20 protein-coding genes and 1 pseudogene are annotated in these 22024 nt (G+C 62.6%); 12 read left to right on the forward strand and 9 right to left on the reverse strand.

Annotated elements, in window-relative coordinates:
• Positions 1-86 precede the first annotated feature (86 nt).
• Positions 87-805 (forward strand): annotated as a pseudogene (locus GR197_RS30020) (sulfite exporter TauE/SafE family protein); the annotation flags it as partial.
• Positions 806-1026: 221 nt separating this feature from the next.
• Here the strand turns inward: GR197_RS30020 and GR197_RS30025 are convergent.
• Positions 1027-1860: a universal stress protein gene (locus GR197_RS30025; RefSeq protein WP_130686277.1), complete on the reverse strand. Its 834-nt coding sequence runs from the start codon at positions 1858-1860 to the stop codon at positions 1027-1029.
• Positions 1861-1927: 67 nt separating this feature from the next.
• Positions 1928-4606 carry a cation-translocating P-type ATPase gene (locus GR197_RS30030; protein ID WP_164016239.1) on the reverse strand — a complete coding sequence of 893 codons (2679 nt, stop codon included), beginning with the start codon at positions 4604-4606 and terminating at the stop codon, positions 1928-1930.
• A gap of 238 nt (positions 4607-4844) precedes the next feature.
• On the opposite strand from GR197_RS30030, the gene GR197_RS30035 reads away from it, so the two are divergent.
• Together GR197_RS30035 and GR197_RS30040 are read left to right on the forward strand one after the other, a co-directional pair.
• Positions 4845-5168 (forward strand): TraR/DksA family transcriptional regulator, encoded by a 324-nt coding sequence (locus tag GR197_RS30035; RefSeq protein ID WP_027689835.1) that lies wholly within the window; start codon positions 4845-4847, stop codon positions 5166-5168.
• A 26-nt stretch (positions 5169-5194) separates the two neighbouring features.
• Positions 5195-7057, forward strand: a complete 1863-nt coding sequence (locus tag GR197_RS30040; protein ID WP_164016241.1) for a heavy metal translocating P-type ATPase — start codon at positions 5195-5197, stop codon at positions 7055-7057.
• Here the strand turns inward: GR197_RS30040 and GR197_RS30045 are convergent.
• Positions 7054-7875: a universal stress protein gene (locus tag GR197_RS30045; protein ID WP_164016243.1), complete on the reverse strand. Its 822-nt coding sequence runs from the start codon at positions 7873-7875 to the stop codon at positions 7054-7056. The two genes, GR197_RS30040 and GR197_RS30045, sit on opposite strands and share 4 nt — an antisense overlap.
• A gap of 129 nt (positions 7876-8004) precedes the next feature.
• Between GR197_RS30045 and GR197_RS30050 the strand changes: the two genes are divergently transcribed.
• The gene (locus GR197_RS30050; RefSeq protein WP_204330473.1) at positions 8005-8463 is read left to right on the forward strand and encodes a pyridoxamine 5'-phosphate oxidase family protein; all 459 of its coding nucleotides are present in this window, start codon (positions 8005-8007) and stop codon (positions 8461-8463) included.
• 429 nt (positions 8464-8892) lie between these two features.
• On the opposite strand, the gene GR197_RS30055 is transcribed toward GR197_RS30050, so the two are convergent.
• Both GR197_RS30055 and GR197_RS30060 read right to left on the reverse strand, forming a co-directional pair.
• Positions 8893-9303 carry a universal stress protein gene (locus GR197_RS30055; protein ID WP_130732062.1) on the reverse strand — a complete coding sequence of 137 codons (411 nt, stop codon included), beginning with the start codon at positions 9301-9303 and terminating at the stop codon, positions 8893-8895.
• A gap of 1 nt (position 9304) precedes the next feature.
• Positions 9305-9604: a hypothetical protein gene (locus GR197_RS30060; protein ID WP_164016247.1), complete on the reverse strand. Its 300-nt coding sequence runs from the start codon at positions 9602-9604 to the stop codon at positions 9305-9307.
• A 164-nt stretch (positions 9605-9768) separates the two neighbouring features.
• Here GR197_RS30060 and GR197_RS30065 point away from each other — a divergent pair, with 164 nt between their 5' ends.
• From GR197_RS30065 to GR197_RS30075, 3 genes are all read left to right on the forward strand, one after another.
• A complete protein-coding gene (locus GR197_RS30065) occupies positions 9769-10752 on the forward strand; it encodes a zinc-dependent alcohol dehydrogenase family protein (protein WP_348643314.1) in 984 nt (327 codons plus the stop codon).
• Positions 10753-10860: 108 nt separating this feature from the next.
• Positions 10861-12216: a trypsin-like peptidase domain-containing protein gene (locus GR197_RS30070; RefSeq protein WP_164016251.1), complete on the forward strand. Its 1356-nt coding sequence runs from the start codon at positions 10861-10863 to the stop codon at positions 12214-12216.
• Between the two features lie 124 nt (positions 12217-12340).
• Positions 12341-12988: a BON domain-containing protein gene (locus GR197_RS30075; RefSeq protein WP_164016270.1), complete on the forward strand. Its 648-nt coding sequence runs from the start codon at positions 12341-12343 to the stop codon at positions 12986-12988.
• Positions 12989-13327: 339 nt separating this feature from the next.
• Here the strand turns inward: GR197_RS30075 and GR197_RS30080 are convergent, their stop codons facing one another.
• Together GR197_RS30080 and GR197_RS30085 are read right to left on the reverse strand one after the other, a co-directional pair.
• Entirely contained in the window at positions 13328-15247 is a 1920-nt protein-coding gene (locus GR197_RS30080; RefSeq protein WP_164016253.1) for a hybrid sensor histidine kinase/response regulator, read from the reverse strand.
• Positions 15225-15959, reverse strand: coding sequence for a helix-turn-helix domain-containing protein (locus GR197_RS30085; protein WP_164016255.1), 735 nt, complete (start codon positions 15957-15959; stop codon positions 15225-15227). The genes GR197_RS30080 and GR197_RS30085 overlap by 23 nt, the downstream gene beginning before the upstream one ends.
• A gap of 121 nt (positions 15960-16080) precedes the next feature.
• Here GR197_RS30085 and GR197_RS30090 point away from each other — a divergent pair, with 121 nt between their 5' ends.
• The gene (locus tag GR197_RS30090) at positions 16081-16824 is read left to right on the forward strand and encodes a response regulator (RefSeq protein WP_130663663.1); all 744 of its coding nucleotides are present in this window, start codon (positions 16081-16083) and stop codon (positions 16822-16824) included.
• Here the strand turns inward: GR197_RS30090 and GR197_RS30095 are convergent.
• Complete coding sequence (locus GR197_RS30095) at positions 16787-17230, reverse strand: hypothetical protein (protein ID WP_164016256.1); 444 nt, start codon at positions 17228-17230, stop codon at positions 16787-16789. The genes GR197_RS30090 and GR197_RS30095 overlap by 38 nt on opposite strands.
• Positions 17231-17433: 203 nt before the next feature.
• Between GR197_RS30095 and GR197_RS30100 the strand changes: the two genes are divergently transcribed.
• Positions 17434-17943: an Hsp20/alpha crystallin family protein gene (locus GR197_RS30100; protein ID WP_246724729.1), complete on the forward strand. Its 510-nt coding sequence runs from the start codon at positions 17434-17436 to the stop codon at positions 17941-17943.
• A gap of 78 nt (positions 17944-18021) precedes the next feature.
• Here the strand turns inward: GR197_RS30100 and GR197_RS30105 are convergent, their stop codons facing one another.
• Entirely contained in the window at positions 18022-18669 is a 648-nt protein-coding gene (locus GR197_RS30105) for a BON domain-containing protein (RefSeq protein ID WP_164016258.1), read from the reverse strand.
• Positions 18670-18883: 214 nt separating this feature from the next.
• On the opposite strand from GR197_RS30105, the gene GR197_RS30110 reads away from it, so the two are divergent.
• From GR197_RS30110 to GR197_RS30120, 3 genes are read left to right on the forward strand one after another with little or no spacing between them, the layout of a single operon-like run.
• On the forward strand, positions 18884-20521 hold the full coding sequence (locus GR197_RS30110; RefSeq protein ID WP_164016260.1) for an MBL fold metallo-hydrolase: 1638 nt from the start codon (positions 18884-18886) through the stop codon (positions 20519-20521).
• Positions 20502-20855: a hypothetical protein gene (locus tag GR197_RS30115; RefSeq protein WP_131606095.1), complete on the forward strand. Its 354-nt coding sequence runs from the start codon at positions 20502-20504 to the stop codon at positions 20853-20855. The genes GR197_RS30110 and GR197_RS30115 overlap by 20 nt, the downstream gene beginning before the upstream one ends.
• The gene (locus tag GR197_RS30120; protein ID WP_164016262.1) at positions 20848-22020 is read left to right on the forward strand and encodes an acetate/propionate family kinase; all 1173 of its coding nucleotides are present in this window, start codon (positions 20848-20850) and stop codon (positions 22018-22020) included. Before GR197_RS30115 ends, GR197_RS30120 begins: the two co-directional genes overlap by 8 nt.
• Positions 22021-22024 lie beyond the last annotated feature (4 nt).

Consider the following 22024-nt stretch of genomic DNA (forward strand, 5'->3'; position numbering starts at 1 on the left):
CAGTAATGCCATGTCGATCACTCCAGAGCCCCCGCTGAAAACATGCGAGGGACGGTTGAAACATGGGTCAATTCTCAATGGAAATATTAGGCTGCGCCGGGTCAGCTCTCAGTGGAAATCAACACTCTACGTGGTTGGCGTGACCCAGCCGCATATCGCGATCGGAACGGGTGCGCTTGCGGTCTCGGTGAATGCCTTCGCGAACATCGCAAGCCACGCGATCAAGGGGCACGTCTGGTGGCGCTGCGCGGCCGTCTTCTCTGCACTCGGCGTCGTCGGCGCCCTCGGCGGCTCCAGTCTCGGCAAGGCGATGGACGGAGATCGCCTAATCTTCCTGTTCGGAATCCTCATGCTCGTCGTCGGCGTCCTGATGCTGAAGCCCAGGAAGCCAGTATCGGCAGAATGTCGGCCCGTCGATCTTAAGATGTGCCTTGCCACCGCGACCGTGGCTCTCGCCGCCGGCGCTGCATCCGGTTTCTTCGGGATCGGCGGTGGCTTCCTGATCGTTCCCGGCCTCATGCTGGCGACGGGCATGCCGATGATCAACGCGATCGGCACTTCTCTCCTCTCCGTCGCTGCGTTCGGACTGGCGACGGCCTTGAACTATGCCAGTTCAGGCCTGGTGGACTGGTGGCTTGCCGCCGAATTCATCGGCGGCGGCATCGTCGGCGGCGTACTCGGCATGCTGCTCGCCACCCGGCTCAGCGCCTATAAGAACATCCTCAACCGCCTGTTCGCAGCGCTCATCTTCGTGGTCGCGGGCTACATCCTGTATCGGAACTGGGGGACGGTGGTGCCGAGCTAAGGCGCCAAGCGAAGGCCTCGACAGCAGGCGAGCTGCGACTTCCGGCCAGAAGTGACCCTTACGTATGAAGAGCGAGCGACCGTTGCAACACCAACACGTTGACCATCTTGTAGAGACCAGCGGCGGCGTCGCTGATGGAGATGGTCGTACCCATCGTGTCTGAAAGCGACATGCCGCCACTCCGGCACGGCGCGCGTGGAACGCGGCCGTGTCCTTCCCCCTCAATGCGCCATGAATATTGGCACGCTGCTTTGCTCGATCATGTTGCGTGTCACGCCTCCGAAGAGTGTCTGCTGCCAGCGAGGGTGATTGTATGCTCCCATGACGATCAGATCGGCGTTCACGTCCATCGCATGCTGCCTCAGGACCTCGTCGGCCGCGTTTCCGCCGCTGGCCACGCGATCCACCTGAACCTTGACTCCGTGACGGGACAGGAAGCTCGCGATGTCGGCGCCTGGTTCTTCTCCATTCACCCGCTCTCGCGAGACTGGATCGACCATCGTCACGTAGACGCATTCCGCCGTCTTCAACAGGTCGAGGGCCTGCCTTGCGGCACGCGACGCCTCGTCGCTCGAATCCCATGCCAGTACGATCGATTTGGAAGTGGAAGAGAGCGGCCGCCGTCCGCGATTGATGATGACCGGCGTCGGCGTATGGAACAGAGCGCCATCCATGACCCGTTTCTGGAGTTCCTCGTCCTTGCACGCTTGGCGGCCGACGAGAACGACGTCGGCATAGAGCGCCCGTTCTGCAATGTCCTCCCGCGCAAAGGCATATTCCGTATAGACGTCCTGCACATCGTAGGACAGTTCGGTGCTCGAGAGATACGCCTTGATCTCTTCGGCTTTCTTGACGAGTTCCTCGATTTCGCGCTGGCGTTCTTCCAGCCAGACGGTCGACAGGGAGTTGTATTCTCCCATCATCGGCGACGCGCCCATGCAGATCACGACCGCGCTGAGATGCGCTCCGGAGGCTCCGCAAAACTCCACGGCGGCCTTCAGGTCTTCGTCGAAATATTTGGAAGTCAGGATGCTCATTACCGTGCGAATGGACATTTCGATCACCTCTCTTGTTGAATATCGAGAGGATAACGGCACTTGCGGCGACGTTCTTTGATCTTCGTCAAGCATGGGATGAACGATCGCGGCGTCGCCGGGAGACGAACTTGTCGACCTCGGTCACGAGAACGAGGGAGCTAGCGATCAGCATGCTGAGGCTCCATTCAAGAGGCGTGATTGGCGACAGGCCGAGCGTTCCGCTAAGCCACGGCACGTACATCGCCGAGATGTGGATCGTCTGGGCGGCGAGCACGCTGAGGAGCAGGAACCGGTTCCGAAGGATATCGACGGAGAATATCGATCGTCTTTCGGAGGAGCACGCCAGGGTCTGGACGTTCTCGAACATCACGAAGATGAGAAGGGTTATGTTGCGGGCTTCGGGAACGCCATATCCATGCGCAATCATCCACTGGAATGCCAGGAACGCTGCTCCGCCGATCACGACCGTCGATTGGACGACGCGCCGGATCATCGTCCGGTCGAGGACAGGTTCGAGCGGAGAACGTGGCGGCCCCGCCAGTTCGTCTCCTTCCGGCCTGCCGCCGGCAAGCGCGACGTCCTGGATGCCGTTTGTCACGAGATTGAGCCATAAGAGCTGAACAGGGAGGAGCGGCATGGGCAGGCCGAACGGCAGCGCGAGCATGAAGAGCAGGACCTCGGCGGCGCCCGTTGCGACCGACATCAGCACCACCTTGCGGATGTTGCGATAGGCCGCCCGGCCTTCTGCGATCCCCGCGACGATGGATGCAAAGTTGTCGTCCGTGACGACGAGATCGGCGCTTTCCTTCGCCACCTCCGTTCCCCTAAGTCCCATCGCGACGCCGACATGCGCCTTCTTCAACGCCGGACCGTCGTTTACACCGTCTCCGGTGACGGCGACGATATGGCCATTGCGTATCAGGGATGCGACGATCGCCGATTTCTGCGCTGGCTGCACACGGGCGTAGATGCGGGCCTCTCTCGTGATCTCGTCCAGCCGCTGGTCGCCCGCTCGAGCGGCTTCATCGATGTCGTGGCCCGAAACGACCTGGCCCGCGTGAAAGTTCAGGCCGGCACCTCGGGCAATCGCGGCAGCGGTCCGCGGGTCGTCCCCGGTCACCATCACGACCTCCACGCCCGCCGCGTGGCAGTCTTTCATAGCGTTCGGCACTTCAGGCCGGACCGGGTCCTGCAGTCCGGCCAGCCCCAAGAACACGAGATCGACAAGATGACCGTGTCCGAGGCTTCCGGCGAGGGACGCGTTGATTTCCCCTTCGGCGAACGCGAGCACCCTGAGGCCTCGAGCGGCCATTTCTTCCTTCTGCGCCAAAAGCGACGCACGGTCGATTTCGACTACGTTTCCCGCGGAGTCCATGCGATCAGACATTTCTATGAGCACCTCCGACGCCCCTTTGACGAAGACATGAATCCGATCACTGCCGTGGTGGAAGGATGCAGCGTATTTGTGCTCGGGCTCGTAGGCGATCCTTGCCGCCAGCGGGTATCGGTCGTTCAACTCTTCCTGTCCCAGCCCGGCCTTCCGTCCTGCTGCAAGAAGCGCCACGTCGACCGTGTCTCCGGCGGCGACCCAGAGATCGTCGCGGCGAGCCAGGGTTCCTTCGTTTGCGAGCAGTGCAGCGCGTAGCAGCCTGCGCGCCCTCTCGCGGACAAGGTCGCTGTCCAGGCCGCTCGCGGTGATCTCGCACTTGTCGAGATCTGCATGGGCGTCCAGGGCGATGTCCGTGCCGTCCGGCAGGCGAATTTCGGTCACCGTCTGCACGTTGCTGGTCAAGGTACCCGTCTTATCCGTGGCGATTATCGTGGTCGAACCGAGGGCCTCAACAGCCGGCATGCTTCGGACGATGACGTTGCGGGCGGCCATCCGTCGCATGCTGACGGCAAGCGCGACGGAGATCGCGATCGGAAGCCCTTCAGGAACAGCGCTCACCGCCAGACCTACGGACATCATGACAAGATCGTGCAGAGGGAGGCCCCGCATCAGGCCCGCGACGACCAGCACCAAAGCTGCCAATCCTACGAAAACCGCGAGCGCGTTCGTGAACTTGGCCAGACGGGCGACGAGCGGGGGCTGCGACGAACTGGCTCTTCCCAACTCGGCGGCGATGCCGCCAAGCATGGTCGCGGTACCCGTAGCGGTCACGACGCCCTGGGCTCGTCCGCGTGTCACCAGCGAACCCGCGAGCAGCAGCATGGAACTGGGGGTTTCATCCGGTGATCCTCCGACGGACCGCCCTTTGGCGACCGGTTTCGACTCGCCGGTCAGAAGCGACTCGTCGCACCGGAGATCACTTGCATCGACAAGCATCAGATCGGCAGGGATTCGGTCGCCGGATTCCAGAAGAACGAGGTCGCCGACGACCAGCCGCTTGGCCTCGATCCGGCAAGCCACGCCGTCCCGGATGACCCTGGCCGACGGCTGCTCGAGCTTGCGAAGGGCGGCGGCCGCCCGATCCGCAGAATACTCCTGATACGTGCCGATGGAGGCATTGATCAGAAGCACGACGAGAATGAACAGGGCGTCCTCGATCCTGCCGGTCGCAAACGAGAGCGCCGACGCCAGCAAAAGAATGTAAATGATCGGGTTGCGAAATTGGATGAGGAACATCTTCAGCGGCGATGGGGGCTCAGGCTCGGGCAGCGTGTTTGGCCCGAGCTCGGCAAGGCGTTCCGCGGCCTCGACGTCTGTCAGACCGATCACCGTAGGTGTGGTGGGGGCGGGTGTCTGCGCCGTGAGATTCATCATGGGCTCCGGGCTTGTCGCAACGATTTCACTGAAAGCTCGCGCGACAGCCTATGTGCCCCTGCGCAGGCGGCATTGACCGGGATCAAGGAGCTCCGATCGCATTGAGATATGCTGCAGACGACTTGTGGGCCGCGGCATATGCGGCCACGGCGTTTCGAAGGCGGTGCGTTTGGTTCGGTATTACGACGGCATCGCGTGTGGACCCAGATTGATCCGGCATGATTGAAAGGCGATTAAAATGAATAAAAGCTCGGTACAGACGGTGTTGCAGACGATGAAGGATGACCTTGTCCGTCGTCTCGGAGCGATCGATGCGGACCTCTGCGTGGCGCTCGAGAAGGACAGCGAGGAGCGCGCGACCCAGGTTGAGAACGACGAAGTTCTTCGCGAGATGCAAGCCGAGGGGCGCGACCAGATTGCGGCCATCGACGCGGCGATCGACCGGCTGAACGATGGCACATATGGGCGATGCGTCAAATGCCATCATCCGATCGGCAAGGAGCGGCTAACTGCGGTTCCCTATACGCCGTTCTGCATCGATTGCGCAAAATCGTTCCGCTGACTTCTGGATTGATGGGAGGGTGAAAGGTGGCTACAGCGGCGGCTTGGAGGGCTGGTAGGTGGACGTGGCCTCAGGGCCGGGTGTTGCGACTGAGGGACGGGAGCTCCGGATCGGGCCTTCTGGTGCTGTCGTCGCTTCTTGCACTTGTGATCGCATTTGCCTTCTATCTCGCGGGCAACGGCCTTGGATACAAGGCAATCCTCATCGGCTGCACCAGTCTGATCCTCGCGGCTCTTTGCGTTGAGATCGCCCGGAAGCTGCGGAAGGAGGAATACGGCCTGGACCTGATTGCGGCGCTGGCCATGGGGGCCTCCCTGTGGTTCGGCGAATATCTTGCCGGCGCGATCGTCGGTCTCATGTATTCCGGCGGTCAGTTTCTGGAGGCATACGCACATCGTCGCGCCGACGAGGGCATGTCGGCTTTGCTGGCGCAAGTTCCGCGGACGGCCCTGCGGCTTGCCGGAAACGGTTTCGAAGAAATTCCGATCGAGACGGTCGCGGTCGGCGACGTGCTCCTCATACGCAAGGGCGACGTCGTACCGGTCGACGGGGCGCTCGTCGGCGAAGTCGCGACGATCGACCAGGCGGTGCTGACCGGAGAGCCTCTCCCGGTGCGCATCGCCAGGGGTGGCAACATTTCGAGCGGCGCCACGAACGAGGGGGACGCGATCGAAATCCGCGTTTTAAGCCGCGCCGAGGATAGCACCTATGCCGGAATAGTCAGGCTCGTGGAAGCATCGAGGCGCTCCAAGGCAAAGCTGATGCGCCTGGCCGACCGGTTCTCGATCTGGTTCCTGTTCGCCACGGTAGCGATTGCAGGAGTCTCGGCATTAATATCTGGAGACATGGCAAGGATCGTGGCCGTGCTGGTCGTCGCCACGCCCTGTCCGTTGATCCTGGCGGTACCCGTCGCACTTGCGGCAGGTACTTCAAAAGCCGCCAAGCAGGGCGTTCTGGTGAAGGGTGCGAGACCTCTCGAGGCGCTCGCCCAGGCGACCGTGGCGGTGTTCGACAAGACGGGGACGCTCACTGCGGGACAGCCGGAAGTCGGGCACATCGAGGGACCGGAGCATCCCGACAGGATCCTGCGGCTCGCCGCCTCGCTGGACCAGGCATCGGGGCACGTGGTTGGACGCGCGCTGGTGGACGAGGCGCATAGGCGTGGGTTGGTACTGAGCCGTCCATCGGAGGTGACCGAGACCGCGGGATCCGGAATTTCCGGAATCGTCGATGGCGTGTGTGTCGGCGTCGGAGGAGACACGTATTTCGGAGAGGCGCCGTCGTCCGGGGCTGACGGGTCACGCAGTGCAATGCGTGTAAAGGTGCTGTTTGACGGCACGCCGGCTGGCACGATCACGCTCGAAGACCGGCTTCGCGAAGATGCTATCCAACTCGTCACCCAGCTCAGGGCGTCAGGAATATCTCGAATAGTCCTGGCTTCTGGTGACGAGTTGGCTGTCGCGGCAGCCATAGCTCGCTCGCTGGGCTTGGACGACGTCGCGGCGAGGCTCGCTCCCGCAGACAAAGTCGCAGTCATCGAGAAAGAGCGCGTCCACGGGAAAGTGCTGATGGTCGGCGACGGCGTGAACGACGCGCCAGCGCTGGCGGCAGCCGATGTCGGAATCGCGGTCGGCGTCGAGAACCTTGCCGCGGCCGCGGAGGCTGCGGATATCGTGCTCGTCCGGGACGACCTCACCAAGATAGCGACGGCGATCGGCATCGCGCGTCGTTCCCGCAAGATCGCGCTTCAAAGCATCTATGCCGGCATAGGTCTCTCGCTCCTCGCGATGGGGTTCGCGGGAGCGGGATACCTTCCGCCAGTCGGCGGCGCATTGCTTCAGGAGGCCATCGACGTGGCGGTCATTCTCAATGCCCTTCGCGCCCTCTAATGGGCGAGAAGCACCGGCAGCTCGGCCTTGACTAGCAGTTCCCGAGTGACGCCGCCGAGAATAAACTCACGAAGCCGCGAATGACCAAATCCGCCCGCGACGAGGAGGTCCGCCTTTCGTTCCAGCGCGGCCGATTGAATGGCGGCGGTCGCGGTCTCGCCGCCTGCCTGGATCGCAACGTCGTCCACGTCCAATCCTGCGTGCTTCAAAGAGGAGATCAGGAGGGCGCGGTTCGCCTCGTCGATCTCCTTGTCGTCGGTGATCGAGATGACCTGCACCTTGATCGCGCGTTCGATGAAGACCCGTGCGCAGGAAAGGGCGCGCGCTGCAGTGGCGCTGCCGTCCCAGGCGACGGCGATCGTGTCCACACGAGAGTAGACGCTGGTGGCTGGAAATAGCACGAGCGGACGGCCGCTTCCGAATAGCAGCGTTTCGGAGAGTTGTCGGGAGAGCTCCGAGGCTTCGACGATGGAAAGGTCGTAGCACTTGGCAATTTCAGAAAAGCGTTCATAGACGAACGGTTCCCTGACCTCGAATCCATGGATTCGCACCTCGAAGCCAGTTTCCGAAACAGCGTCGGCGACGTGTGCCCGCAGCGAAGTCCCGCTGTCCCGGCTATACCGCTCTGCTTGTTCCCGCCATGTGTCGACATCGATAAAAGTGGGAAAGGGCTGATGGACCTGGGGGATCCGGACTTGCGGGATGCTGGCGACGAGATCGGCGTCGTTCTGCCGAGCGAGGTCGATCGCGTTGTCGATGATGGTGAAGGAACTCGGGTCGGGATAGGTCGACAACGGAAGATGGAACTGCGGCTTCATGCTGGCCTCCTGAGGTTAAACAGCCATCATGATGCATGCCGCGGAGAGAGTTCGCATTGCGCTTTGTCAAGGTCGCGGCCCAACGAAGCTCCTATGATTGTGCCTTCATTAAAGCTGGAGGACACGGCCATGACGATCAAGCTGACGGAGATCAACCCCGGTGAGTGCTACCGGATCCTTGAGAACGAGCGCTTCGGTCATCTCGCCTGCTGCAAGGATGGGCAGCCTTACGTGGCGGCGATCTATTTCGCCTTTGCCAGCGGCGTTGCCTATAGCTTCACCATGCCCGGCAAGAAGCTCGACTGGATGCGGGGAAACGACAAGGTCTGCCTTCACGTCGAGCAGCGTTCGAGCGCCGGCGGGTGGACGAGCGTCGTCGTCGAAGGCAGGTTCGAGGAGTTTCCTGACAGCGACGCGCGACGAAGCGAAAGGCTCCATGCGTGGTCGCTTCTCCAAAAGTATTCGGACTGGTGGGAGATCGGCTCGATGAAGCCCCAGGAGCTTCCCATGCCCGATGGCTCTCCTCACGTCTTCTACGGCATCGCCGTCACGGCCGTGTCGGGACGCAGTGCAGTCAGAACGGAATGACCGTCGATGCTCGAGCCTAACCCACATCCCACAATCGGAGCGCCACATACCATATCTACGCGGCCCATATCCAAGCGCCACATTCAACTTCAACCTCGCGCCCGCGTTTCGCGCGGGCGCTCTGATTCAAGACGAGATCTTTGCCGCGTCGGCCACGGTCACTTCAGATTTGACGGCATCCGCCGCTCGGCGAGGGTTTCGATGCTTTGAATTTCTGACTCGACTTGCCTGCAGTATCGACCACGGCGATGCGGTCGAGGTTCTTTCGGACTATGTCGAGAGCGAGCTGGAAGAGTATCCCAGAGAGGTGGCGCGGCTTTGCGTGGCCGGGTCGCGAACGTTGGCGCACGCCGCCGAACTGTGTCGCGACGTTTCCGCCCGTCAGGCCAGCGAGACTGAAGCGAAGAGGGTCGTGTAAAGCGCGCGGCGTCACCGGGTCGTTCGCAAGACCAGCACGGAGCATGGTGCGCGCTGCACGACGTGGTCTACGACCGAGCCGAAGACGCGGTCGAGCACGTCGTCCCGGTGAGAGGCGATCACGACGAGATCGGCGGAGATCTCCTTTGCGATGGCGACGATGAGCTGCGACGGGTTGCCCGCCCGGACGTGTATAGAAGCAGGAGTGTCGGTCGACCGCAGGGCTTCCGAAAGTCTGGTCTCGGCGGCGGCCATCACCTCGACCGCCCAATCGTCCGGCGAGGCCGACGAGGGCAGGCCCTCCACCGCGTGAACGAGGTGGAGGCTTCCGTTGGGCGCGAGCTGCGCGCGGGCCGTTTCGAGGAGCTGGAGCATGCGTTGCCGGGATCCTCGGCCGATGGCGCAGACGACTGTGGCGAACATGTCAGTATATGTCCTTTCCAGACAGGCTGACGAACTCGGTGGTCAGTCCATCGTCATGCGCTTCCTTGAGAAGCCGATCGGCGCTCATGATGTCGAGACACATGGTGCCAGTGAAGGATTGCCGGAGCGCGCAGCAGAAATGGTCTCTCGCCCACGCCTGGCCCCGCGGCGTCGTCGCCGTCACCTCCCAGCGGTCCTCGTCCCGACGTTCGAGAACAAGGTCTGCGGACGTTCGCTCGACTGGAGGAATGGTCGTGGCTATGTCGGTTGCTGCCTTGCGGGTCTCTTCTTGTTCGCGCATGTCCGTCTCCTTTGGATGAGGTCGTGGCGCTGTGTCCAGAAGGCTATCTTCTCCAAGGCGTTCCGTCTTTGACGAGCATCAATCCGGATGTTTGACCGGGATCAAGCCAAGGTCGGGAAGGTGGTGATACGATTAGAGCGTGGCACATGCCGGTGGAGGGAAGCGTGAAGGCGATGGTACTCGAACAGGTGGGGCGGCCGCTCCGTCTCGTGGAGCGGCCGGACCCGCCAGCGTCGCCCGGCCGCGTCGTCATCAAGGTGGAGGCCTGCGGCGTCTGCCGGACGGACCTTCACGTCTGCGACGGAGACCTCTCCCAGCCAAAGCTTCCTCTCGTTCCAGGGCATGAGATTGTGGGAACCGTGATCGAAACGGGCGAGGGCGTTCCTGGTCGCCTTATCGGTCGAAAAGTCGGGGTACCCTGGTTGGGCCACACTTGCGGCCACTGTGCATATTGCCGAGAGGGTCGCGAGAATCTTTGCGACGCCCCCGGCTTCACCGGCTATACGATCGACGGCGGCTTCGCGACGCATGCGGTCATCGAGGCGGGCTACGCGTTCGAACTGCCTGACGATGCGGACCCGGTGGCGACCGCGCCTCTTCTCTGCGCTGGCCTCATCGGGTGGCGATCCTTGAAGATGGCGGGCGAGGGGAGGATGATCGGCATCTACGGGTTCGGCGCGGCCGCCCACATCCTCGTGCAGGTGTGCAAGCATCGCGGCCAGAGCGTCTATGCGTTCGTGCGTCCTGGAGACGAGGCCGGACGGAAGTTCGCGCTTGATCTTGGCGCCGTCTGGGCCGGGTTCTCCGGTGAGAGGCCGCCGGTGCCGCTCGACGCCGCCATCATCTTCGCACCGGCCGGCGAGCTCGTGCCGATGGCGCTCGACGTGGTGCGGAAGGGCGGAACGGTGGTCTGCGGCGGCATCCACATGTCAGACATCCCGAGCATGCCCTACCGTCTGCTCTGGGGCGAGCGACGGGTCGTCTCGGTGGCGAACCTGACGCGGAGCGACGGGGCGGAATTCTTCTCGATCGCGAGGGCGGCCGGGGTCCGATGCGTCACCAGCGTCTACGCGCTTGAACATGCAAACAAGGCCCTCGACGACCTGCGGGCGGGCCGCATCAACGGCGCAGCCATCATCGTGCCATAGCCGCGATCCTCGTTGACGAGGATCAATGCGGATCGTTCGGGCAAAACGGAAGCTTCTTCGTCAAGACGTCCGTCGACAACCGGCGGCGCTTCCGCGAGGAGATCAGAGATGTCGCGTTCGTTGCTAGCCCTGGGGGCGCTCTTCATCGCAGGCGAGAGCCTGTTGTCGGCTCCAGCCGTTGCAAACAGCCTGTCGCTCGCGCCGATGCTCCAGCGTGTCGTGCCGAGCGTCGTCAGCATCTCGGTGCAGGGCAAGGAACTCGACGACGCGGATGCGACGCTCGCCGATCCCTTCTACAGAAAGTTTTTCGGACTACCTGACGACGCCGCGCCGGCAGAGCACGGCTTCCAATCGGCCGGCTCGGGTGTCGTCATCGACGAGGTCCACGGCTACATCGTCACCAACCAGCATGTCATAGCAAGCGCCTCGAAAATCGAGGTGGCGCTCTCCGACGGCCGACGCTTCAAAGCGAAACTCGTCGGCGCCGATCCCGAGACGGATGTCGCCGTCGTTCAAATTCCACCCGATCATCTTGTTCAGGCCGATTTTGGAAGCGCGTCCTCGCTCCATGTCGGCGACGTCGTGGTGGCGATCGGGAATCCCTTCGGCCTTGGCCAGACCGCCACGATGGGCATCGTCAGCGCGCTTGGACGCCGCGCCGTTGGATCGGAGGGGTACGAAGGATTCATTCAGACGGACGCGTCGACAAATCCCGGCAACTCGGGCGGCGCTCTTGTAAACGAGGACGGTGTCGTGGTCGGGCTCAACAGCGCGATCATCGGCCCCGCCGGCGGAAGCATCGGCATTGGTTTTGCGGTGCCCGCCGAGACTGTCGGCATCGTAATGCGGCAGCTCATTCTGACCGGCAAGCTGGTACGCGGCGAGGTCGGACTGGTCACGCAGGATCTGACGCCCGGTCTCGCAAAGGCGTTTGGCGTTGATGAAGCGCCGGGGGCGCTCGTCAGCGAAGTCCGGCCCGGTTCGCCGGCGGCGAATGCAGGAATTCAGCCGGGCGACGTCGTCCGAATGGTCGACGGAAGGACGGTGCGCGGCGCGTCCGACGTCCGAAGACTTGTGGGTTCGCTACCATTGCAGTCCAAGCCGTCCTTCCAGATCGATCGCGCCAGCCGAAGGATGGAGGTGTTTCCCGTGGTTTCCGACGCGCCGGTCGCCGAACCGGCCGCTCCCCGTACCATCCATATCGCGCGCGGCCCTCTGGCCGAGGTCGATATGGCGAACTTTCCCGACGGTCTCGGCGCCCGCGTCGTCGTCGTCGCCGAAGGTTCGGTCGCGGCACAGGCCGGCCTGCAGCCGGACGACATTATCGTCGCTGTCGACCAGCAGCCGGTGACCGACGTCGGGCAACTGCTCGCAATTCTCGTGAAGGAGCATGTCCGCGCGCTCGTCACGGTCGTGAGGAACGGCCACCGCCTCTTCGTGGCCGCCGACGTCCAGACCCAGTAGGGACCTCGCAGACGGTGTTCCGTCCGATGAGATCGCAAGTTCGCTCTCGTGCTTGATGAAGATCAACGACGAAATCCTGCGGCGCTGGCACGATCGTCTCGTCGCAAACCTGAAGGAGGTTGTCATGAACGACATTCATCTCAGACAGAGCATCCTCGACGAAATGGAATTCGAGCCCAGCATCGACGCGGCTGGCATCGGCGTCGCGGTCCACAACGGGATCGTAACCTTGACCGGTCACGTGCGTACCTACGCGGAGAAAGAGGCCGCAGAGCGGGTGGTTCGTCGCGTAAAGGGCGTACGGGGAATAGCTGCCGACATCGAGGTCCAGATTTTCGGACCGAAGGAAACAGACGACGACGACATCGCCCGTCGGGCTGTCAAGATGCTCGACTGGAACGTTTCCGTGCCAAAGGATTCGGTGCAGGTGCGGGTCCTCAAGGGGTGGATCACCCTGCGGGGCCAAGTCGAGTGGCAATATCAAAAGAACGCGGCCTATGACGCGGTGCGCGATCTCGCCGGCGTCGTAGGGGTATCCAACCTCGTGGAGCTGAAGCCGCGCATTACGGCCGTGGACGTCAAGAAACGCATAGAAGATGCGTTCCAGCGCGACGCCGCTCTGGAGGCTGGTGCAATCAGAATCGACGTCCAAGGCAGAAAGGTCATACTATCTGGCAATGTGAAGACTTGGTCCGAACGGCAGGCAGCGGAGCGCGCTGCATGGTCCGCTCCGGGGATAGGCACTCTCGACGACCGTCTGACGGTCGGGTGATCGAATTATTGCGAGCGGCTGGACGCTAGCCGCTCCGCCCACTCAGCGGCAAGGGCGCCGTTGCGAGCGCCCTCGCATACGCCACCAATCCCGAGATCGAAGATCAGACCGTCTTTTCGGCTTTGTCCGACTGGCGCGTCACTCTCGTCTTCGAAACGAAATTCTGCACCTGCCGATGCTGAGCCTCCGTCGCGAGCGTCAGGAAAAGCTTGTTGCCTGGAAAGGCCGATCCGGGATGTTGACTGGATCTGTCGCCAAGACGCCTATCGAGCTCGATGTTCCGTATATCAACGGCGACAGCGCGAATGAGACCCGTTTCGCCGAGTTGGAATGCCACCTTCAACCAGAATCGCTATCATGCCTCGCGTCGAGCAGTAGCCTGAGACGGGTCGACATCTCCGACGCCGTGTATGGCTTCTTTAGCCAGCCGGCGCCGGCTTCGATCTCCTTCTCCGCAGCATGGGGTTCCGAAAAGCCGGACGTGAGAAGGATTTTCACCCTCGGCCAGCGCTCGCGAACCTTGCGGGCCAGCTCGTCGCCGTTGATGCCCGGCATGGCGACGTCTGAAAACAGCAATGCAACGTCGTGCCCCGCCTCCAGCTCCTTCAATGCGTCGATCCCGTTCGTCGCTTCGATCACCGAGTAGCCAAGCGTCTGCAGACGGCTGACCGTCACTCTGCGAACTCTCGCGTCGTCTTCGACGACCAGAATGGTTTCGGTGCCGTGAGAGGGGGTGTCCTTGGCTTGCTGCTCCTCCGGACGGGAATCCGTTCCACCAACGGCGCGAGGAAGGAAGAGGCGCACCGTCGTCCCCTCGCCAGGTTCGCTGTAGAGCTGCAGGTGTCCTGCGGATTGCTTTGCGAAGCCGTAGACCATGCTTAGTCCGAGGCCCGTTCCCGAGCCCGTCGGTTTCGTGGTGAAGAACGGTTCGAAAGCCCTCTCCCTCACCTCGGATGTCATTCCGGTGCCGGTATCGGTGACCGAAATGAGGACGTATCTGCCGGGGCGGATCGCCGGGTACATCCCGACGTAGTCGGCGTCGATCTCGACGCCGGATATCTCGATCGTCAGACGGCCGCCGGCAGGCATCGCGTCCCTGGCGTTGATCGACAGGTTGAGAAGCGCGCTCTGGAGCTGCGCTTTGTCTGCCATTGCGCTCAGCCGCCGCCCAGGAATGATCGTCCGGAGTTCGACGGAGTCGCCGAGCGTTCGTTGGACGAGGTCGGAAAATTCTCCAAGCAGGGCGCCGACGTCCAGCACCGTGGGTGCGAGAGCTTGCCGTCTTCCGAACGCCAGAAGCTGGGAGGTCAGTCTGGCGCCGTCGTCGGCCGCGGACTGCGCCTCCCGCAGCAGGGACAACTGCCCCGGCTCGGCAAGACGGGCCTCGAGCATTTCGAGATTGCCGCTTATGACGGCCAGCAGATTGTTGAAGTCGTGGGCGAGCCCCCCGGTCAACTGCCCGACCGCCTCCATCTTCTGCGACTGCCGCAGCTCGGCCTCGACGCGGTGGCGGCTCGTCAGATCCCTGACGAAGCCCGTGAAGGTTCGCTTGCCGCCGGCGACCGCCTCGCCGACCGAGAGCTCCATTGGAAAGGTGGTCCCGTTCTTCCTGAGACCGACCACCACGCGCCCATAGCCGATGATCCGGCGGCGTCCGGTCCGAATGTATGAATCCAGATATCCGTCGTGCGCCTCCCTGTCCGGAGACGGCATCAGGATTGAGACGTTCTGCCCGATCGTCTCGTGCGCGGAGTAGCCGAAGAGTTTCTCCGCCGCAGCGCTGAAAGAAGCGATGATACCTCTGTCGTCTATGACGACCATTGCGTCTGGTACCGTATCAAGAATGGACTGGAGGTGAGCCTGCCGCTCCCGCAGCTCGTCCCCGACCTGCTGCATCAGGGTCACGTCGTTGTTGGACTGGACGATGAGCGTATCCGGATCGCCAAGGTCGAGAACGGTCCACCGCGACACGACCGCAAGTCTGACCCCGTCCTTTCGCCGGTGCCCGACCTGTCCGGTCCAGAACCCATTGTTACGCACATTGGCTCGAAGCTCCTCCACCTCCGCCGGAAACTGCGTGTCCAGGAGATCGTGGACCACCTTTCCCAAGGCCTCCGCGGCGGACCATCCATAGAGCTGCTCGCAGCCCGAGGTCCAGCGCTGGATGACGCCGTCGAAGCCGTGGACGATGAGGTTGGCCCCGTCGAACATGCGCACGATCCGGTCCAGGTCGGTCTCACTGGTAGCGTGTTCCAGCATAGCGTGCTCCAGAGTCTGCATCTTCAGAGTCGTCGTCCGGGTCTTCGTCGGCGGCGCGGGCCAATGCCGACCGGTTGACCACCTTGAACTGATGCTTCTCCGCAGGCAATAGTATGCCCTTGGCGACCAGCTTTGTAAGCGTCCTCGACACCGTCTCGATCGTCATGCCGAGATGGTCGGCGATGTCGGTGCGGACCATCGGCAGGCTGATCGTCCGGCCGTCCCGCCCCTCGTTCCGTTCCAGCCGGTGCAACAGGAAGGTGCAGACGCGCTGCTCGGCGTTCTTGTGGGACAGTAGGAGCATGTGGTCCTGCGCTGCGGAAATCTCGTCGCGTAGTTGGGACAGAAGCTGAAGCCGCAACTCGGGCACCAATTGCAGTTCCTCTTCCAGCGTTCGCTTGTTCATCCGGGAGAAGGACACTTCGTCGATCGCCTCGCCTGCAAACATGTAGCGGTTGCGAAAAGACAGTCCGACGAGGTCGCCCGCGCCAAGAAAGCCGATGATGAGGCGGCGGCCGTCCGAGAGGAAGCGGCATATGCGCACGTTCCCGCGCACGATGCGAAACACGTGGCAGGCGGCGTCGCCCTCGAAGAAGATCGTGGTTCCCGACTGGGCGGTCTCGATGGTCTGGCGCATGAACAGCGGCGCGAAGCCGATCGTTCCGTGCGCCAATTGTCGTTCGAGTGAGTGAATGTTCGATGCCGCTTGCATGTCCTGGCTCCCTCTGTCGTTGCGTGGCATGGATTTGACCGAAGTCTGATGACACGGGGATGCGAGGAGCGTAAGAATTGATGCGATCGTGTAACAATCCGTAACAACTGAGAATGCCGGGATGACGAGCGGAACTGTCAGGCGGACCCGCATACTTGTCGTAGACGACGATGTCCGGATCCAAAGAATGCTCGCACAATATCTCGGCGAGGAAGGGTTCGACGTCGACGTGGCCGGCGGCAGCTCGCAGATGCGCGCCAGAATGGCGGGTACGAAATTCGACGCCGTCCTGCTCGATCTCGTTCTGCCGGGAGACTGCGACGGGCTCCAGCTCGCCAGGGAGATTCGTGCCAGCTCGGACGTTCCCATCATCATGCTATCCGGCCGCGACGATGTGATGGACCGCGTCGTCGGTCTGGAGGTCGGCGCGGACGACTACATAGGCAAGCCATTCCATCTCCGCGAGGTGCTCGCCCGCGTGAGGACGGTCCTTCGAAGACGCACCATCACCGATGAAGCCGCACCCCCGGAAGCCGACGTGCTGCGCTTCGCAGGGTGGCGGCTTGATGTGGAACGAAGGTCGGTGATCAACCCGGCCGGTGACGAGGTGGCGATGTCGACGGGGGAGTTCGACATGCTGCATGTGTTCGCCACCCATGCCGGGCGCGTCATGACGCGCGACATGCTGATGGACTTGACGCACAAGCGTGGCCGTGACGGCTTCGACCGCACCATCGACGCGCTGATCGTCAGGCTGCGGCGCAAGATAGAGACGAATCCGACCAATCCGAGCCTGATCAAGTCCGTCCGCGGCGTCGGCTATCTCTTCACAGCAAGGCCGGAGACGGTTTCTGGTCGACCCTGACCATCAGGCCATGATCCCACCGACAAAATTTGTCCTCGTCTTCCATCTCCGCGAAATCGCTTGGAAACCGCCCCCAGAGCCGCATGAAATCGCATCCCGCCGATCGCCTTCTCAACGAGGTGAACAGGACGTCCGCGACGGTCACGTCGTCGATGACGCTCGCCGCCACGAAGATCGGAACGTCCATCAATCGTCCGGCGATCGGATGCGTGCCGATCCTGTACGCGGCCAGCCCACGCACATAGCCTGCCGGATCCTTTAGCGAGACGAGCGTCCACCGATCGGCGCTCGCCACGACTTCCGCCCAATCGTCGGCAGAAAAGCACGGAGCCGCCACCTGGATCAGGCTGTAGGCGCGCGGCGCATCGTCCGTATGGAGCAGGTGGACTCGATATCCCGACGTCATGACGTTTTCCTCCTCGATCGAGAGGAATGTTCGCATGGTCCTGCGGTCGGGGCCTTGTCCCAGGTCAATCCTGAGCCTGGGGAGACTCGAAAGACAAAAGACTTGGCGATTGACGGCGATCAAAGACCGCGAATGCAATCGACTGTTCTATGTGCGCATCGCCGCCTGTGAACGACGGCATTCTTGAGAGAAGGAGAATGACAATGGCAGACTCTGCATCGAAACTTTCCGTAAAGACAGAAGCAAGGCCGGCGGCGCCCGCCGACCGCTGGTGGCCCCTCGACAGCCTCCGGTCCGAGATCGACCGCGTCTTCAGCGACTTCGGGAGTCCGTCGATTTTCGACCGGGCATTCAGCAGGATGCCGGCCGCTTTCTCGCGCGGCATGCTAGCCGTCGACCTCGTTGAATCCGACAAGGCCTTCGAGCTGTCGGCCGAGCTTCCGGGCGTGGACGCCAAGGATCTCGAGGTCACGCTCGCCGACGGGGTTCTCACCATCAAGGGCGAGAAGAACGAGACCAAGGAGGAGAAGGAAAACGACTACTACCTCTCCGAACGGCGTTACGGATCCTTCCATCGAAGCCTGGAATTGCCGCGCGGCGTGGACAGCGAGAAGATCGAGGCGAACTTCTCCAACGGCCTTCTCAAGGTCTCGCTGCCGAAGACGCCAGAGCGGCAGCAGAACGGCAGGAAGATCACTGTCAAGGCGGCCTGAGGGTCAACCCTCCGCTACGCCGAGGGGGTGGCGTACGGTGGGCGCGGAGAGAGGGAGGGGGTGACCCCTCCCTCTTTTTCAGTTGATGCGGATGTGGTTCTCGACGGTGGCAACACCTGGAACAGACCAGGCCGTCCGCTCGGCGACGCCGCGCTCGTGCCAGGCGCGCACGCCGCCTTCGAGAACGACCTTGTCGTCCTGAACCTTGACCGAAATGCTGCCAGCGTCGACTTCGGCGCTCCTTTTCAGCGCGTCTTCAATCCGACGGCGGACGTCCGGCACCGTCGGGCACGGCCGTATCGTGAGCAGATTGAGGACGCCGACGACGCCACCGAGCTTCCTGACGGCATGCTCGGCGGCAGCTTTCTGGAACTGCCAGCGCACTTCGCCCGACAACGTCACCCAGCCGTCCTCGACCTTTACATGAACCGGTCCCTCCGGGAGCGCCGTGGTCCAGGCGATGATGTCGATCGCTCGCGATGCGATCTGGTCGTCCGCATGCTGCTTGTGACCTACGCGCCGCACCTCGATGTCCACGGCCACCGCCCGGACGCCCTTCACCCGCGCTGCAACCTCCTCCGCGGTCAGCTTCTCGGCATAGGTCGAGACATGACCGGAGAGGGTCGCGATGCCATCTTCCACCGACACGCCGATATGGGCGGCGTCGATGCTGGGTTCGAACGCCAGCTCGTCGAGTACGTCGTGTTGGATTTCTGGATCCGTCATTTCTACCTCCTGTTGGGTTCCGAAGCCTGGTGGCCTCGCGGGGTATGATGCGCCATCCGAAATTTCGCGCGTTGCGCTTGGTCAATTGGACCTGGCGACGGCCCGCATCTCACCGAACTTTACCGTCAGGCTAGCCGCGAACGTGTCTTTGACCTTCGTCAACGTGCGGTCGTCCGAGGTGCCATAAAGTGCCCGACAACACATAGGAGTTGTCATGGCCGATCCGATCCTTCACTTCCACGGCGCCGCAGGGTCGGTCACCGGGTCGAGCTTCCTTTTGGAGACCGGTGGCACGCGCATTCTGATCGACTGCGGAATGTTCCAAGGCTCGAAGTCGGAGAAGGAGCTCAACTACAAGCCATTCCCCTTCGTACCATCGCGGATCGACGCAGTGCTGCTCACGCATGCGCACATCGACCATTCGGGCCTGCTTCCGAAGCTCGCGAAGGCGGGATATGGCGGGCCAATCTTTGCAACGGCAGCAACGATCGACCTTTGCACGATCATGCTCCAGGATTCGGGTCATATCCAGGAGTCGGAGGTCCGACAGCTCAACGGAAGGAATCGTAGAAGGGCGCGAGCGACGGTGGAGCCCATCTATACCGCCGACGACGCCCGCAGCATGCTGCCGCAGTTCATCGCGGTCGAGTATGGCGAGTGGCGGGAGACCGTCGGCGGCGTAAGGTTCCGCTACTGGAATGCCGGACATCTGATGGGTTCGGCATCCATCGAAGTCGAGACGCCCGGCGCCGACGGGGCGACAAGAATTTTGTTCTCGGGCGACGTCGGCGCGAGCAACAAGCTGTTCGAAAACCTCCCTCTGGCGCCTTCCGGGGTCGATTACCTCATCTGCGAAAGCACATACGGAGACAGGGAACGGGAAGAGTACGCCCTGAAAGATCGACGGGACCGGCTGCGCGAAGTGGTGGCGAGCTCGAACAGCCCCGGCGGGGTTCTCCTCATTCCCTCCTTCGCCGTCGAGAGGACGCAGGAGGTGCTGACCGATCTCGTCGCGCTCATGGACGAAGGAGAGGTGCCGCGGTGCCCAATCATGATTGACTCGCCGCTCGCGTCGCGAGCGACCGAGGCATTCAAGAAGCATGCGGCGGACCTCGGTCACGGCGGCAAGGCGTTCCTTCGCGCGCTCAACGCGCCGAACGTCCGCTTCACCGAGACGGCCGAGCAGTCGAAGGCCCTCGATCTCGTCCGTGGCTTTCACATCATCATCGCGGCAAGCGGAATGTGCGAAGCGGGGCGGATCCGCCACCGCCTGAAGAACTGGCTCTGGCGGCCGGAGTGCACCGTGCTGTTCGTCGGGTTCCAGGCGGCGGGGACGCTCGGCCGCATCCTGCAGGAGGGCACGACCGACGTCCGAATCCAGGGCGAGGAGATTCACGTCTGCGCCAGGATGGCCACGCTCGACGCCTACAGCGGACATGCCGATGCAAGCGAACTGGATGCGTGGGTTGCCGGTCGGGAACCGATCCGGAAGGCGATCTTCCTTGTCCATGGAGAGGAGAGCGCTCGTCAAGCGATGTCCGCCCGGCTCCCGAAGCAAGTTTCCTTAAAGGTCGTCTGCCCGTCTTTGGACGACGCCTACGAGCTTTCACCGGCGGGTGCACGCCTCATCGAAGACACGACGCCCGCACGTATCAAGCCGGTCGTGTCCGGCAAACCCGACTGGAACAACGACTATCAGCGGTTCGTTCTGGACCTGTCCGATCGTCTGAAATCCGTCGCCGACGAGAAGGGTCGCGCGGTCGTGCTGCGCAGGCTTCGACGCGCACTGGACCCGGACGATGTTTCGGCGGCCGAAGGGAGGAGAGACGGCAATGTTAATCATGGATCGTGACTGCAAGCGCGGCGGAGAACGCTTCGCGATACCGACCCAGGGTGAGGTGCAAGGCAAGCTTACCGTCCTGGAGGTCGTCGCTATAACCTGCCTGAGGGAGGTTCTCGCTTCGAAGAATGCCTTTGCGGTCGCTGCGTTAAAGAAGAAGGTCCTGCGGGCCATGAAGGAGCAGTGCGCGCCGTTCGGTCTGTCGTCTGAAGACGAGACGTCCGTCCTCGAGTACGCATGCGAGTTCTTCGAAGAGGCAAGCAAGGAGGCAGCCAGGCAGGCAGCAAGGAAGGTGGCTGCGAAGTCTGCTGGGACGGCACGCTCCAGGGCTTCGGGCCATGGATAGGGTTGCCGTCACTTTCAATGCCGGGTCCTCCAGCCTCAAGGTCGGCGTCTTCAGGCTGAAGGACGGTCGGGCACTCCGGCTGGGAGGCGGTGTTGCCACGCTCGGAGACCACTCAAGATTCACATTCCGATTTTCTAACGGGGACGAGACTGTCAATCTTCCGTCCGGGACAGCGATCGACGCGCGGCTGGTTTCGCAGGTCGTCGATTGCATCGTCCGCAGAGGATTCGACCCCGTGGTTGCCGGCCATCGCATCGTCCATGGGGGACAGGTCTTCGATGGCCCCGTTCTGCTGGAACCCAAGGTCGTCCTCAGGATGGAAGACCTGACGCATCTTGCGCCGGTGCACCTCCCTCCTGCGCTTGCCATCATCCGCGAAGTCCGGAGCGCATATCCGGACATACCGCAGACCGCGTCCTTCGATACCGCATTCCATTCGTCGCAGAGCAGTCTTGCCGCACGGCTCGCCATTCCAAGAGAGCTGCACGACGCCGGGGTCCGCAGATACGGCTTCCACGGTCTTTCCTATAAATACGTCGCCGGCGAACTCAGGAAACACGATCCCGACCTGGCCGCCGGCCGTGTCATCTGTGCGCATCTTGGAAGCGGCGCGAGCCTCTGCGGCATGGTCGACAGCGTGAGCATAGACGCCAGCATGGGCTTCTCCCCGCTGGACGGAATTCCGATGTCGACCCGGCCAGGCTCGCTCGATCCGGGCGCCGTCGTCCATCTTCTGCGCAACAATTTCCACGACGCGGATCGTCTTGAGGATTTCCTCTATCACCGTTGCGGCCTGCTCGGCGTCTCCGGCAAAAGCGGCGACGTCCGTGTCCTGCTGCAGGACTTCCATCCGGCATCCAGGGAAGCCCTCGACCTCTTCTGCTTCAGGATTGCCGGCGAGATAGGAAGGCTCGCCGTCTCTCTGGGCGGCGTGGACGCCGTCGTCTTCACCGCCGGCATAGGCGAGCATCAGCCAGAGATACGCACTGGCGTCGCCCACCATCTGGCTTGGCTGGGTCTCTCGTTGAGCGAGCCCGCGAACAAGATGAACGCGACCGTGATCAGCGGAAGAGAAAGCGAAATCGTCGCCCTCGTCATTCCGACCGACGAGGAACAGGTGATCGCCGACGAAGCGATCGAAGTCATCAGCCGCCACAGGCTTTAAGGAT

Origin of the sequence: Rhizobium phaseoli (assembly GCF_010668805.1) — a bacterium.
In the GTDB taxonomy this organism is placed as follows: Bacteria; Pseudomonadota; Alphaproteobacteria; order Rhizobiales; family Rhizobiaceae; genus Rhizobium; species Rhizobium phaseoli_A.